General features: G+C 72.8%; 13 protein-coding genes and 2 pseudogenes. 7 read left to right on the plus strand and 8 right to left on the minus strand.

The features are described from left to right. Positions 1-42: 42 nt before the first annotated feature. From C1N91_RS09495 to C1N91_RS09515, 5 genes are all read right to left on the minus strand, one after another. Positions 43-651: a GNAT family N-acetyltransferase gene (locus C1N91_RS09495; protein WP_058729872.1), complete on the minus strand. Its 609-nt coding sequence runs from the start codon at positions 649-651 to the stop codon at positions 43-45. Positions 652-716: 65 nt separating this feature from the next. Then, positions 717-1397 (minus strand): uracil-DNA glycosylase, encoded by a 681-nt coding sequence (locus C1N91_RS09500; RefSeq protein WP_137767524.1) that lies wholly within the window; start codon positions 1395-1397, stop codon positions 717-719. A 5-nt stretch (positions 1398-1402) separates the two neighbouring features. Next, positions 1403-2122, minus strand: a complete 720-nt coding sequence (locus C1N91_RS09505) for a Type 1 glutamine amidotransferase-like domain-containing protein (RefSeq protein ID WP_137767525.1) — start codon at positions 2120-2122, stop codon at positions 1403-1405. Further along, positions 2119-2652, minus strand: a complete 534-nt coding sequence (locus tag C1N91_RS09510; RefSeq protein ID WP_254678212.1) for a phosphoribosyltransferase — start codon at positions 2650-2652, stop codon at positions 2119-2121. Before C1N91_RS09510 ends, C1N91_RS09505 begins: the two co-directional genes overlap by 4 nt. A gap of 118 nt (positions 2653-2770) precedes the next feature. Beyond that, a complete protein-coding gene (locus tag C1N91_RS09515; protein WP_137767526.1) occupies positions 2771-3610 on the minus strand; it encodes an SDR family oxidoreductase in 840 nt (279 codons plus the stop codon). 71 nt (positions 3611-3681) lie between these two features. On the opposite strand from C1N91_RS09515, the gene C1N91_RS09520 reads away from it, so the two are divergent. Beyond that, on the plus strand, positions 3682-4779 hold the full coding sequence (locus tag C1N91_RS09520) for an acyltransferase family protein (RefSeq protein WP_175415981.1): 1098 nt from the start codon (positions 3682-3684) through the stop codon (positions 4777-4779). 22 nt (positions 4780-4801) lie between these two features. Here C1N91_RS09520 and C1N91_RS16870 read toward each other — a convergent pair. Beyond that, positions 4802-4924 (minus strand): annotated as a pseudogene (locus tag C1N91_RS16870) (DivIVA domain-containing protein); the annotation flags it as partial. Between the two features lie 66 nt (positions 4925-4990). Continuing rightward, positions 4991-5272: pseudogene (locus C1N91_RS17280) on the minus strand (DivIVA domain-containing protein); the annotation flags it as partial. Positions 5273-5364: 92 nt separating this feature from the next. Between C1N91_RS17280 and C1N91_RS09530 the strand changes: the two are divergent. The 6 genes from C1N91_RS09530 to C1N91_RS09555 all read left to right on the plus strand — a co-directional run bounded on the left by C1N91_RS09530 (position 5365) and on the right by C1N91_RS09555 (position 12371). Beyond that, entirely contained in the window at positions 5365-6696 is a 1332-nt protein-coding gene (locus C1N91_RS09530; protein WP_137767527.1) for a bifunctional o-acetylhomoserine/o-acetylserine sulfhydrylase, read from the plus strand. A gap of 198 nt (positions 6697-6894) precedes the next feature. Then, the gene (gene metX, locus C1N91_RS09535; protein ID WP_137767528.1) at positions 6895-8094 is read left to right on the plus strand and encodes a homoserine O-acetyltransferase MetX; all 1200 of its coding nucleotides are present in this window, start codon (positions 6895-6897) and stop codon (positions 8092-8094) included. A gap of 237 nt (positions 8095-8331) precedes the next feature. After that, entirely contained in the window at positions 8332-9489 is a 1158-nt protein-coding gene (locus C1N91_RS09540; RefSeq protein WP_137767529.1) for a sensor histidine kinase, read from the plus strand. Continuing rightward, a complete protein-coding gene (locus C1N91_RS09545) occupies positions 9486-10808 on the plus strand; it encodes a hypothetical protein (RefSeq protein WP_137767530.1) in 1323 nt (440 codons plus the stop codon). The genes C1N91_RS09540 and C1N91_RS09545 overlap by 4 nt, the downstream gene beginning before the upstream one ends. Positions 10809-10904: 96 nt before the next feature. Next, positions 10905-11576 (plus strand): response regulator, encoded by a 672-nt coding sequence (locus C1N91_RS09550; protein WP_137767531.1) that lies wholly within the window; start codon positions 10905-10907, stop codon positions 11574-11576. Between the two features lie 315 nt (positions 11577-11891). Further along, positions 11892-12371, plus strand: coding sequence for a hypothetical protein (locus tag C1N91_RS09555; RefSeq protein ID WP_137767532.1), 480 nt, complete (start codon positions 11892-11894; stop codon positions 12369-12371). Positions 12372-12425: 54 nt separating this feature from the next. On the opposite strand, the gene C1N91_RS09560 is transcribed toward C1N91_RS09555, so the two are convergent. Continuing rightward, positions 12426-13697, minus strand: coding sequence for an MFS transporter (locus C1N91_RS09560; RefSeq protein WP_137767533.1), 1272 nt, complete (start codon positions 13695-13697; stop codon positions 12426-12428). Between the last annotated feature and the right edge of the window lie 148 nt (positions 13698-13845).

A 13845-nucleotide genomic window follows, 5' to 3' on the forward strand; every position in this document is an offset into this window, starting at 1 on the left:
CGGCGCGCCGGCGCTGGCGTCTCACGGCCCGCCTCCCGCGGCTCAGCGCCGCGCGCGGGCGAACAGCCGCGGCCCGCGCAGGCGGAGCCGCATCGTCACCGTGCCGAGCCACCGGTCGTACTTGAAGCCGACCTTGCCCATGCGGCCGACCTCCTCGAAGCCGAGCCGCTCGTGCAGGCGGATCGAGGCCTCGGCCTGCCGGTCGGCGATCACGGCGATGACCTCGCGGACGCCGGCGGCGCGGCACTCCTCGAGCAGCGCCTCCATGAGCGCGCGCCCGAGGCCCTTGCCGCCCGACGCCGCACCGAGGTAGATCGAGTCCTCGACGACGTGGTTCGACCGGTCGCGGGGGTTCCACGGGTCGACCAGGGCGTACCCGAGGATCTGCCCGGACGGGTTCTCCGCGACGAGGAACGGCAGCCCGCGGCGACGGACCTCGTCGTAGCGCTGCTTCCACCGGGCGAAGGTGAAGGCCGACGGGTCGAAGGTCACCGACGAGTTCCGGACGTAGTGCGTGTGGATCTCACGGACGTCGGGCAGGTCCCGGGGTTCGGCGGCCCGGATCGTGTACGAGAACGACGCCTCGGCGGGCACGGGCGCGCGCAGGTGTCGCGGCAGGACACGGCGGCGCTGGTATTCCTCCTCGAGCACGGTCCGAGCCTACGGGGTGCGGTCCGGCCGGGGACGCTGCGCCGCGGACGATCAGGCGGCGACGTTCAGGCGGGGAGTGTCCAGTCGACCGGGTCCGCGCCCTGGTCGCGGAGCAACGCGTCGACCTGCGAGAACGGCCTGCTGCCGAAGAAGCCCCGGGACGCGCTGAGCGGTGACGGGTGTGCGGACGCCACCACCGGGGTGTCACCGAGCAGCGGGCGGACCGACGCGGCCTGCGCGCCCCACAGCACGGCGACCAGGGGCTTCCGCCGGGCGACGAGCGCTCGGACGGCCTGGTCGGTGACGGCCTCCCAGCCCTTGCCGCGGTGGCTCCCGGCGGCACCGGCCTCGACGGTCAACACCCGGTTGAGCAACAGGACGCCCTGCTCCGACCACGCCCGCAGGTCGCCGTGCTGCGGCGGGGTCACGCCGAGGTCGTCGTGGAGCTCGCGGTAGATGTTCGCCAGGCTCCGCGGGACGGGGCGCACGTGCGGGTCGACCGCGAAGGACAGCCCGATCGGGTGACCGGGGGTCGGGTACGGGTCCTGGCCCACGACGAGCACCTTCACGTCGTCGAAGGGCTGCGTGAAGGCACGCAGGACGAGGTCGCCGGCGGGCAGGTAACGACGACCCGCGGCGACCTCGTCGCGGAGCCAGTCCCCCATCCGGTGCACGTCGTCCTCCACCGGCGCGAGGGCCGCGGCCCACCCGGGGTCGACGAGGTCCCGCAGCGGGTGCGGCCGCACGGGGTTCAGGCGCCCATGGTCGCGACGGAGACGGACTCGTCGCCGGCGACCACGCGCCAGACGCTGCCCGTCCCGCGGACCTCGAGCGCACCCTCGCCGACGACCAGCGCGGTGTCCTCGTCGATCGCGAGCCCGGCGGTGACGAACTCGGCCTCGGCCGCGGCGATCAGCCGGGCGAGCGTGCCGGCCTGCACGGCGTGCACGTCGATCGTCAGGTCGACGAGCCCGAGCCCTTCGCGGAGCTCCACCTCGTCCAGGCCCTCGGACGAGTCCTCCGGGCAGACCTCGACGCCGCCGATGCGCCAGCCGCCGACGAGCGCCCGGTCGGCTGCGACCATCGCGCCGGCCGAGTATCCGAGGTACGGCAGACCGTCGGAGACCAGCAGCCGGATCTGGTCGACGAGCGGCTGGATCGCGTCGAGGTACGCCGGGGTGACCCCGCCGCCGATGACGAGCGCGTCCACGTCGCTGAGGACGGTGGTCGCGAAGACCTCGCCCGCGGCGACCTCGGTCACCAGCACCTCGGCCTGCCGGGCGCCGCCGAGCACCTCGGCGATGTCCGGGGTCGACGACGGCGTGGCACCGGTCGGGCCGGTCACGGAGAGCAGGGCGATGCGGGGCACGCTCCGACCGACGGCGGCAGACCGCGCGGTGGCCTCGGCCAGGAACGGGGCGGCGACGTCGGAGGCGACGAGGGGTCCCCCGCCGACGAGGTGGATGCTCACGACTCGGCCGTCACCGGGGCGAGGGCGCTCCACGGGAACGTGATCCACCCGTCGACACGACGCCAGACGTGGTCGGGCTCGAGCACGGTGCCGGGCTTCGAGTACAGGCAGGCGCTCCGGACGTCGGCGCCGGCGTTCCGGATGATGTCGACCACCAGGCGCAGGGTGCGGCCGGAGTCGGACACGTCGTCGACGACCAGGACGCGCTTGCCCGCCAGGCTCGGCGCGTCGAGGGCGGGCGACAGGATGACGGGCTCGTCCAGGCGCTGCTCGACGTCGGTGTAGAACTCGACGTTGATCGAGCCGCACTCCTTCGTGCCGAGCGCGTAGGCCACGGCACCGGCGATGATCAGCCCGCCTCGGGCGACCGCGACGACGACCTCGGGCTCGAAGCCGGACGACAGGACGTCCTTGGCGAGCAGCCGTGCCGCGTCGCCGAACTCCAGCCAACCGAGCACCTCGGGCCCGCTCGTCACGGTCACGGTCGAGGGCGCCTGCTCGGCGTGCCCGGGTTCGCTGCTGATCGGCATCCGCCCACGGTACCGGCAGGGAGCCACCCGCCGCGACCCGTGCCCCGACACCGCGCGCGCCGGGACCCGTTCGCAGCCCCGACCGTGTGCGTCAGGACCGGAAGACCGGCCCGCGGCGTCAGCTCCTGGGCGTCAGCGGTCCGCGGGCCAGCTTGTGCTGCGCGGACTGCGCGACCGGCCGCACCGTCACCAGGTCGAGGTTGACGTGCGCCGGCAGCTCGACCGCGTGCACGATCGCCTCGGCGACGTCCTCGGCGACGAGCGGGTCCGGCACGTCGGCGTAGACCGCTTCGGCCTTCGCGCGGTCGCCCCGGAACCGGGTCAGGGCGAACTCGTCGGTCTTCACCAGTCCGGGAGCGATCTCGACCACGCGCAGCGGCTCGCCGTTCAGCTCGAGCCGCAGGGCGCCGACCAGCGCGTGCTCGGCGAACTTCGCGGCGTTGTACCCGCCGCCGTTCTCGTACGCCACGTGGCCCGCGGTGCTCGTGACCGTGACGACGTCCGCGACCCCCGCCGTGGCCGCACGACGCCGGAGCTGCGGGAGCAGGGCGGCCGTGACGCGCTTCGTACCGATGACGTTCACCTCGAACATCGCGCGCCAGTCCTCGACGTCGGACTCCTCGACGCTCGCGGACCCGAGGGCACCACCGGCGTTGTTCACGAGCACGTCCGCGCCGCCGAGTCCGTCCACCCGTGCGGCGAGCGCCGCGACCGCGTCGGCGTCGGTCACGTCGGCGACCAGGAACGAGGCACCGGTCTCCGCGGCGAGCGCCTCGAGCTTCTCCTGCCGCCGGGCGACGGCGAGCACCTGCCAGCCGTGCCCGCGGAACAACCGGACGGTCGCCGCTCCGATGCCCGAGCTCGCGCCGGTGACGACGGCGAGGCGGTCGTCCGCGCGCCGGTCGGCGGTGCCGGACCGCCCGGTGTCGGGACGCTCGGTGCCGGGACGTGCTGCCATGGGGTCCTCCTGGTGGTCGGGCCACCACCGTACCGAGGACGGCGGACCACGATCGGGTAGCGTGACCGGCCATGACGACGGACGCCGCTCCCCCAGCGCCCTCGGCCCCGGCGACGCCGCTCCAGCCGGGCCGGTCGCCGCGGCGCATCCCGATGTGGGACACCGCACGGTTCGTCGCCGTCACGCTCGTGGTGATCGGACACGCGATCCAGCGGCAGACGGCCGGCAGCGAGCACGCCCTGGCGCTCTACACGTTCATCTACGCGTTCCACATGCCCGCGTTCGGTGTGATCAGCGGGTACTTCTCGTCCGCGGCGACGCCGACGGCCGAGCGGATGCGCCGCACCTTCACGGACATCGTGGTGCCGTACATCGTCATGCAGACGATCTGGACGGTGGTGCAGGCCGTCGTCGAGGGCGGCAAGGAGTTCAACCCGACGAAGCCGACGTGGACGCTGTGGTTCCTGCTGGCCCTGGGGATCTTCCGGCTGATCCTGCCGTACCTGGCGGTCCTGCGGTGGCCGCTCCTCTGGGCCGTCGTGCTGAGCATCGGCGTCGGCTACCTCGACAACGTGGACTCGACCTTCTCGCTCGGTCGGGCCATCAGCCTGCTGCCGTTCTTCCTGCTCGGGTGGCAGGTGAAGCGGTGGGGCGTGTTCGACCGCTGGTACGAGGCACCCCGCCGGGTCGTGGTCCGCATCCGCGCGGCCGCGGTCGGGGTGTTCGCGTCGTGGGCGGCCGCGTGCCTGCTGTTCATCCCGCAGTTCAAGGGCTTCGACCTGCACCACTGGTTCTTCTACGACGACTCGTACTCGGGGCTCGGCGAGGACGCCTGGTGGGCGGGCGGCGTCCGGCTCGGCCTGGTGCTGCTCGCCACCGTGCTGACGGCGTCGTTCCTGCTGCTCGTGCCGCGCCGGACGGTGTGGATCACCCGGTTCGGGGCAGCGACGATGTCCGTCTACCTGCTGCACACGTTCGTGCTCTACCCGATCCGCGAGTCCGGGATCCTGGCCGGGGAGCACTCGGCGTGGCCGTACGTGCTGCTCATGGTCGTCGTGGCCTGCGCGGTGAGCCTGTTCCTCGCCCAGCCGTTCGTGCGCCGCGGCATGCGGTGGCTGCTCGAGCCGAAGGTCGACTGGCTGTTCCGTCGCGAGCCCGTCGAGCGCTGAGGGGCGACTCGGCCCGGGGTCAGCGGCCGAGTGCCCGGAGCGCGACGACGACCTCGTCGAGGAAGTCGTCCACCTCGTCCTGGTCGTAGCCCTCCTGCCACTTCGTCGCGCGGAAGCGGACGGCGACCACCTCCTCCGGTGTGATCGTCCGGTCCCCCGGCACCGGGCGTCCGCCCCGCTCGGCGGCGGCGAGGGTCGACTGCACCCGGTCCAGCAGGTCGTCGACGTCGTCCTGCGAGTACCCCCTGCGGAACTTCGTCGGCTGGAACCGCTTCTCCGCCACGTCCTGAGCGCGCACGACGCTCCCCCTCTCGTCCCGTCCGATCCTGCCAGTCCTCACCTGGCGCGTCCGGAACCGCCGACAGCGGCCGGGAGGCGCGACCCACCCCCGCCGCGCCGCCTCCGTCGGTCCGCCGGTCGCGTCGGTGTCACCGGGCACGCGGTGCCCGCGCGTTACGTCGCGAGGCGGCCCCGCTGGTGCCCGCCCCGCCACCTGCGTAGCGTGACGGTCGTCGCGACGACGCCCCGGGCCTCCCGGCCGGCCCGCCGCGACCCGTTGACGGACCGGACCCGACAGGAGCCCCGATGAGCACGAACGACGCAGCCGCCTGGCGGTTCGAGACCACGCAGGTGCACGCCGGCGCCCAGCCGGACCCGACCACCGGGGCGCGGGCGACGCCGATCTACAAGACGACGTCGTACGTGTTCGAGAACTCGGACCACGCCCGCGACCTGTTCGCGCTGGCGCAGCCCGGCAACATCTACTCGCGGATCATGAACCCGACGAACGACGTCGTCGAGCAGCGCATCGCCGCGCTCGAGGGCGGCACGGGCGCGCTGCTGGTGTCCAGCGGGCAGGCGGCCGAGACCTACGCCGTGCTGAACATCGCCGGAGCCGGCGACCACATCGTGTCGTCGTCGTCGATCTACGGCGGCACGTACAACCTGTTCAAGTACACGCTGGCGAAGCTCGGGATCGAGACGACCTTCGTCGAGGACCAGGACGACCTCGAGGAGTGGCGCCGCGCCGTCCGCCCGAACACGAAGCTGTTCTTCGCCGAGACGATCGGCAACCCGCGGATCAACGTCCTCGACATCGCGGGCGTCAGCAGCGTCGCGCACGAGGCCGGCCTGCCGCTCATCGTCGACAACACGATCGCGACGCCGTTCCTGATCCGCCCGTTCGAGCACGGCGCCGACGTCGTGGTGCACTCAGCGACGAAGTTCCTCGGCGGGCACGGCACCGTGATCGGCGGCGTGATCGTCGACGGAGGCCGGTTCGCCTGGTCGGAGCACGCCGACCGCTTCCCGGAGTTCAACTCCCCCGACCCCTCGTACCACGGCGCGGTGTTCGCCCAGGCCGTCGGCAACGAGCTCGCCTACGTCGTGAAGGCGCGGGTGCAGCTGCTCCGCGACCTCGGTGCGTCGAACTCGGCGGACACGGCGTTCGCGCTGCTGCAGGGCATCGAGACGCTGTCGCTGCGCATGGAGCGGCACGTGTCGAACGCGCAGGAGATCGCGGAGTGGCTCGACCGGCACCCGGAGGTGGCGTCGGTGTCCTACGCCGGTCTGCCGACGTCGCCCTGGTACGCGGCGGCGAACAAGTACGCGCCGCGCGGGGTCGGAGCGGTGCTGTCGTTCGAGCTGAAGGGCGGGGTGCCGGCCGGCAAGGCGTTCGTCGACGAGCTGCGGCTGTTCTCGCACCTGGCCAACATCGGCGACGTGCGCTCGCTCGTCATCCACCCGGCCTCGACCACGCACTCGCAGCTCACGCCCGAGCAGCAGTTGACCACCGGGGTCACCCCGGGGCTCGTGCGGCTCTCGGTCGGCATCGAGAACGTCGAGGACCTCCGTGCGGACCTCGAGGCGGGGCTCGCGGCGGCGCGGGCGGTCTCGCAGGAGGGCCAGCGCGCCTAGCGCCCGGCCTTCCCGGCTCGGCCCGGCCGTTCCGCGAGGCCCCTTCCGCGAAACGCAACGTCGGCGACTGCTCGCAGTGCTGTACCGCTGCGAGCAGTCGCCGACGTTGCGTGGTGGGGAGCGGGACGGGCCGGCCACACGCCGGAGGTGACGTAACACGGCGGCGGGTGGGGCGCGCCTCCCGGCAGACTGGACACGATGGACTGGCAGACGATCCCCGAGGACTCGGTCCCGTCCACCCTCGTGCCCGGGACCGAACTCGGCACGCTCGGCAAGCCGCCGGTGACCGGTGCCTGGCGCCCCGGCGACCACCCCGGTGCGCGACAGTTCGCCGCGCTCGGCGAGCAGTGGGTGCGCGGCGGCCGCATCCCTTCGGTGCGCGTGGCCTACGAGACGTGGGGCGAGCTGAACGATGCGCGCGACAACGCGGTGCTGCTCCTGCACGCGATGACCGGCGACTCGCACGTCGCCGGTCCCGCCGGGCCGGGACACCGCACGGCGGGCTGGTGGGGTGACGTCGTGGGACCCGGTCTGGCGATCGACACCGACCGGTGGTTCGTCGTCGCACCGAACATGCTCGGCGGGTGCCAGGGCACGACCGGTCCGTCGTCGGTCGCGCCCGACGGTGTGGAGTGGGGCTCGCGCTTCCCGTTCGTGACCGTGCGCGACCAGGTCGCCGTGCAGGCCCAGCTGGCCGACACGCTCGGCATCGACGTCTTCGCCGCCGTCGTCGGCGGATCGATGGGCGGCATGCACGCACTCGAGTTCGCCGTGGCGCACCCGTCCCGGGTCGCCCGGCTCGCCGTCCTGGCATCGACCGCGCAGACGACGGCCGACCAGATCGCGGCGAACTCGCTGCAGCGTGCGGCGATCCAGACCGACCCCGCCTACAACGGTGGCGACTACTACGAGGCCGATGCCGGCGAGGGACCGCACCGCGGCCTGTCGCTCGCCCGGCGGATGGCACTCATGACCTACCGGGCCCCCGACGAGCTCAACGGCCGGTTCGCCCGGTCGTGGCAGAGCGACGTCTCCCCGCTCGGCGACGACGGCCGGTTCTCGGTGGAGAGCTACCTCGACTTCCACGGCAACCGGTTCACGCGGCGGTTCGACGCCTCGTCGTACGTGGCACTGACGCACGCGATGGACTCCCACGACGTCGGAGCCGGTCGCGGGGGCGTGTCGGCAGCGCTGGCGTCGGTGACCGCTCGGACGCTCGTCGTCGGGGTGTCCAGCGACCGGTTGTTCCCGCTCGAGGACCAGCACCGGATCGCGGCGGGAATCCCCGACACGCTGGACGGCGACCGTGCGGCGGTGCTCGACAGCGAGTTCGGGCACGACGGCTTCCTCATCGAGCACGAGGCCGTCGGGGCGCACCTGCGCCGGCTGCTCGCCTGACCGGACACGGGCCCGCCGCCGCCCGGTGACGGGCCCGCCGCCGCCCGGTCACATGCCCGCCGCTGCCCGGTTGTCTGCCAGCCGCCGAGGCGCCCGGCGGACCGATCTGTCCACACGGGCGCGCCGAACACCCCCCAACGGGTGGCCTGCGTGGAATGATGGCGGCGGGTCTCCCGCCCACAGGGTCTCCGGCGAACCACCGGACCCGACCGAACCGACGTCACCACCAGGACACCGATGGACTTCATCGCACAGGAACGCGACCGCTTGCTGCGGTCGACGACCCGTGTCGTCGGCGTCACCTGCGCACTGGTCTCGGTCGTCGGCACCGTCGCCTCGCTCGCGGTGCCGATCGTCCCGCTGCTCGGCGCACTCGCCTGCATCGCCGTGCTCATCGCCGCGCTGCTCGTCTTCGGGACGAACGGGTCGACGTGGTGGACGGCACTCGCGCTCGCGTCCGGCCTCGGCGCACTCGCCCTGCTGCTGTTCGGCACCGACCCCGACGTCCGCGCGGTCGTCGCCAGCGCCGTGGTCCCGCTGGCGGCCGGATCGTTGTCCGCCCCGCTGATGGCGCAGCGCGGCGCCCCGATCGGCCTCGCGATGACGATCGTCGCGGGGGTGCTGGCGGTCAGCGCCGTCGTGTGGGCGTCCGGTGGTCCGCTCTCGGGGCCGACCGCCGGAGTCGTCCTCGGCTGGGTGCTCGTCGCCGTGGTGGCGGTGTGGATCGCCCGGAGCATCCCGCGCGTGGCCCGCCGCATCCAGAGCATCGGCACGGCTCACCGCGCGGAACGACAGGCCAGCGAGACCGAGGCGCAGCGCCGCCAGGGCGCCCGCCTGCTGCACGACACGGTGCTCGCGACCCTCACCCTCCTGGCGCACTCCGGGGTCGGCGTGTCCGAACAGGCCATGCGTGAGCAGGCCGCCGAGGACGCCCGGCTCCTCCGCCACCTCCGGCTCGGGGCGACCCCGCAACCGCAGCAGTCCGGCGACTACTCGCTCACCCGCGTCGAGGAGTCCCCGCTCGGCCAGACGCTCGAATCGGTGAAGCAGCGCTTCGGCCGGATGGGGCTCGAGGTCAGCTGGCACGGCACCGGGCAGGTCCTGCTGCCGTCGAACGTCCTCGACGCGTTCCTGCTCGCGCTCGGCGAGTGCCTCGAGAACGTCCGTCGCCACGCGGGGGTCGGCGAGGCCCACGTCACGATCGTCCACGACCAGGAGACCGTCCGCGCGATGGTGACCGACGCCGGCGTCGGGTTCGACCTCGAGGCGGTGAGTGCCGAACGCCTCGGGTTCAAGGAGAGCGTCGTCAACCGCCTCCGCGAGGTCGGCGGCGACGCCAAGCTGTTCTCCGCCCCGGGCTCGGGCACCACCGTCGTCCTGGAGGCACCCCGATGACCCGCATCCCCGAGGACACCATCAGCCGCGGGCTGCCCGGCGAGACCGTGCAGCCCGCCCCGCGCACCCGGCGCGAGGCACGCGAGCGCTACCGGGGCAGCGAACGACGGCAGGCCCGCGGGCTCCCCTCCACGTCGACCGGCGCGCGGTCGCTCCGCCAGGCGGCGAAGCCCGGCGCGTCGCTCGGAGCCGGGTACCTCGGTCTCGGTGCCGCGGTCCTCACCGCGATCGAGGCCGTCGCGGGCATCGTGTTCTTCCTCGTCCGGCTGCCCGACTACTCGGACCCGTGGCTGCCCGCAGCCGCCTGGGCGCTCTACCTCGTCGCCGCGATCGGTGTCGGGCTCAGCCTGATGACCTACGGCGAGCGACTCACGGGGACCGCGTTCGCCCTGATCTGCGCGGTGCTGGCGTGTGTCGTGACGCTCGACTTCGTCGGGATCTTCCCGGACCACGACATCGCACACACCGCCAGCGCCTCGGTCGCCGCCGGGTTCGCCCTGCTCCCGGTGGCCACACTGCGCCCCGCCCGCGAGGTCGCCGCCGCCATCACGGTGCTCGGCCTCGGCTTCGCCGGCATGGCGCTCGTGTCCACGCCGATCACCCCGGCGACCCTGCCGGGCATCGTCTCGCTGCTGGCGCTGGTCGTGGTCCCGCCGTCGATCGCCCTGTTCGTGGTGCACCGCTTCCGCCAGCTCGTCCAGCGCGAGCTCGACCGGGTGCTCGTGCAGAGCAACGTCCAGGCGCCCCAGTTCGCCGTCGGGATGCTCGCCTCCGACGAACTCGCCCGGCTCGACCTGGCTGCCGAGAAGCTCCTCGACGCCGTCGCGAACGGCTCGGACCCGCTGCCGCTCTCGGACGCGTCGGCGTCGGTCGCCGCCTCGCTCGCGACGGAGCTCCGCCTGCACCTCATCGAGGGGCGCCGCGAGACCTGGCTGTACCACGCGATCACGGAGTCGGACCACCTCGGTCGCTCGGTGAGCGTCGCCGACCCGCAGTCCCTCGCCGGCCACCTCAGCCCTGCCCAGCGGGACGGTCTGCTGCAGGCCCTGTGGCAGATGGTGGGCGACGGCCGCCCGGCGCAGCCCGGTGTCCCCGTCGTCTCGGTGACGCTCGGCCCGATCGGCTCCGACGGACACCCCGTCTCCGACGAGCGCATGGACGTCCCGATCGTGTTCGAGTCCCGCGGGGTCCCTCGACGTCGACTCGGCCCGACCGCCTGGAGCGCCCTCCAGCGCATCGGCCCGTACACCGAGACGTTCCGTGACGGCGTGCTCCGGGTCGTCTCGCACTGCGTCGTCGACCGACACCCGTCGATGTAGTCGCTCGCGAACCGCCGGACACCCGGCTCACCTCCCCAGCCCGGACGGTCCCGACACCTAGGATCGGCGTGTACCGCCTTCGAGAAAGGACGCCTGATGGCGACTCCAGAGGAACCGATCCGACTCGCACTGGTCGACGACCACCGGATGCTCCTCGGGGCGCTGACGGAGTGGATCCGCAGCGCCGCCGACGACATCACGCTCGTCGCCGCCGTCACGACCTGGCCGGAGCTCCTCACGAGCCCGGCGTTCCCGGTCGACGTCGTGCTGCTCGATCTGGACCTCAAGGACTCCATCCCGGTCTCGCTGAAGATCTCGACGCTCAAGACCGCCGGCGTGAAGACCGTCGTGATGAGCACCTACTCGGAGCCGAACGTCGTCCGCGAGGCCCTCGCTTCCGGTGCCCTCGGCTACCTCGTGAAGAGCGAGGACGCGAACATGATCGTCGAGGCGATCCGTGCGGCGCAGCGCGGTGAGCAGTACGTCTCCGCCGAGCTCGACCTGGCCATCAACAGCGGCGACGTCGGCGGCGTGCCGAAGCTCAGCGCGCAGGAGCGCCGCGTGATGGCGCTGTACGGCGGTGGCGAGCCGGTGAAGAGCGTCGCGTACCAGCTCGGCATCTCCGAGGAGACGGCGAAGAGCTACCTCAAGCGCATCCGCGAGAAGTACCGTGTGGCGGGCTTCGACGTCGGCACGAAGGTCGCGCTGCGGAAGCGCGCGATCACCGACGGCATCATCGTGCAGGACGGCAGCCCGGTCGGGCTCTGACCGCACCACACGACGGACGGGAGGCCCGTGGCGACACCGCCACGGGCCTCCCGTCCGTCGTGTGGGCGCGGGCGCCCGCCGGTTGCCGCGACTCTTCCGCGGAAGCGACAGGAGCGCACGGAACGTTCGCCGCGTTCTGTCGCTTCCGCGGAACTCACCGAGACGGCGCCGAGGCGCAACGGAGCGTCGGCGCGCAGACCGGCGTCGGCACGGGAGGATGTGCAGGTGTCCGACCTGACCCGCCCTCGCTCAGCAGCCCGTCGGGCACGTGGGGTCGGACGACACGCACGACGCTCCCCTGATCGACGTCCGCTCGTGCTCACCGTCCTGGCGCTGGCGGCGTACGCCGTCGTGCTCGCACTCGTGGTCGGGACGGCCGGCGTGGCGGCGACGCGCTACGCCGGACGGGACCAGCCGGTGCACTGGGGCACCTTCCGCCTGACCGAGCGCGACTGTTCGACGAATCGGTACGGCGGCGAGACCTGCTCCTGGTACGGCACGTGGACCCCGGACGACGGGTCACGTCCGGTTCTCGACGTCGAGTACGACAACGGGTCATCCGATCCGCAGGACGCTCCCGTCGGGGACGTCCGGACCGGCTACCGCGACGCCGACCTGCTCGACGCCGAGCCGGACACCGTGTGGAACGGAGACGACATCGACTCGACCTGGGTCAGCCCGGCGATCGTCGCTGCGATCGGCTTCGCGGTCCTGACGATCCTGGTGTTCCATTGGGGGGACGCATCACGACTGCGACGGTGGTGGCGGCGTCGCCGCGCGACGTCCGGACGGTGACCGGTCAGCAAGTCCGGTGGAGCCGACCGGTGCCGCGCCCGGCTCCGCTGGGGGTCAGACCGTCGGCACCGGTGCCGTGATCGGTCCGGTCGACGGCGACGACGACGGCGACCGCATCGCGGCGCGACGGTCCGTCCGCCGCTCGACGCCGTAGCTGACCATCGTCACGAGCAGGCCGAGAAGTGCGAGGACGATGCCGAGCCACGCCGGGGCGAGGAACCCGAAGCCGGCGGCGATGACCGCCCCGCCGAGTGCTGCGCCGAGCGAGTTGCCGATGTTGAACGCCGAGTGGTTCAGGGCTGCGGCGATCGTCCGGGCGTCGCCGGCGACGTCCATGAGGCGCGACTGGACCGCCGGCGGGATCGCCGACGAGGTCGCGCCGAGCAGGAACGCACCGAGGAACACGCCCCAGACCCACTGCGCCGTGAAGACCGTCACGAGGAGCGCCCCGATGAGCGCGAGCATCCCGATGTAGATCGTGCGCTTGACGCTGTGGTCGGCCAGGTGCCCGCCGAGCACCCCACCGACGACCATGCCGAGACCGACGACCACGAGCACGAGCGGCACGGCGGACTCGGGCAGCCCGGTGACGTTCTGCACGAGCGGCGAGATGTACGAGTAGACGGCGAAGAACCCGCCGAAGCCCACGGCCCCGAGGCCCATCACGATCCAGAGCTGCGGCGACCGGAACGCCCGGAGCTCACGGCCGATGGTCGCGTGCTCGTCGGCGGCGCTGCGTGGGACGAACGCTGCAACGGCCAGGAAGGTCAGGGCGAACAGCAGCGAGACCACGCCGTAGGCGATGCGCCAGCCGGCGTTCTGCCCGATCCAGGTGATCGCGGGCACGCCGACCACGTTGGCGATCGACAGGCCGAGCATCACCATCGCGATGCCCTTGCCACGCTTGCCCGGGCCCATGATCTCGCCGGCGACGATGGAGGCGATGCCGAAGTAGGCACCGTGGGGCAGACCGGCGACGAAGCGCGCGACGAGCACGAGCCCGAAGTTCGGCAGGACCGCGCTCGCGACCGTGGCGACCACGAAGCCGACGAGCAGCACGAGGATCAGACCCTTGCGCGGGAACGTGGCGGAGATCGCCGCGATCGTCGGCGCACCGACCACCACGCCGAGGGCGTAGGCGCTGACGAGCCAACCGGCGTGCGCGACCCCGGCGGCGGGATCGGCCGCGTACTGCGCGGGCAGCAGCGCTTCGGCGATGTTCGGCAGCAACCCCATCGCGACGAACTCGGTGGACCCGATGGCGAAGCCACCGAGGGCGAGGGCGATGAGGGCGAACGCGCGCTGCGTCGGCGTGGTGAGCGTCATGCGACCTGTCTGGATCGGGAGGGGCGTTGATTGGGCGAGGGCCGGTGGTCCCGACGCGCGCCAGGACCTCGGCCGGGCCGTCACGTCTCAGTGAGCACCGGAGCGGTCCCGCTGCTCTCGGACTGTGCACGGCGGTGGTGCAGCAGCC

This window comes from Curtobacterium sp. SGAir0471 (assembly GCF_005490985.1).
GTDB lineage: Bacteria > Actinomycetota > Actinomycetes > Actinomycetales > Microbacteriaceae > Curtobacterium.

Excerpts from the sequence above, each read along its gene's own strand:
- C1N91_RS09510 (WP_254678212.1), bottom strand. The coding sequence starts at position 2,652 with ATGCCGATCAGCAGCGAACCCGGGCACGCCGAGCAGGCGCCCTCGACC.
- C1N91_RS09515 (WP_137767526.1), bottom strand. The coding sequence starts at position 3,610 with ATGGCAGCACGTCCCGGCACCGAGCGTCCCGACACCGGGCGGTCCGGC.
- C1N91_RS09520 (WP_175415981.1), top strand. The coding sequence starts at position 3,682 with ATGACGACGGACGCCGCTCCCCCAGCGCCCTCGGCCCCGGCGACGCCG.
- C1N91_RS09530 (WP_137767527.1), top strand. The coding sequence starts at position 5,365 with ATGAGCACGAACGACGCAGCCGCCTGGCGGTTCGAGACCACGCAGGTG.
- metX (WP_137767528.1), top strand. The coding sequence starts at position 6,895 with ATGGACTGGCAGACGATCCCCGAGGACTCGGTCCCGTCCACCCTCGTG.
- C1N91_RS09540 (WP_137767529.1), top strand. The coding sequence starts at position 8,332 with ATGGACTTCATCGCACAGGAACGCGACCGCTTGCTGCGGTCGACGACC.
- C1N91_RS09545 (WP_137767530.1), top strand. The coding sequence starts at position 9,486 with ATGACCCGCATCCCCGAGGACACCATCAGCCGCGGGCTGCCCGGCGAG.
- C1N91_RS09550 (WP_137767531.1), top strand. The coding sequence starts at position 10,905 with ATGGCGACTCCAGAGGAACCGATCCGACTCGCACTGGTCGACGACCAC.
- C1N91_RS09560 (WP_137767533.1), bottom strand. The coding sequence starts at position 13,697 with ATGACGCTCACCACGCCGACGCAGCGCGCGTTCGCCCTCATCGCCCTC.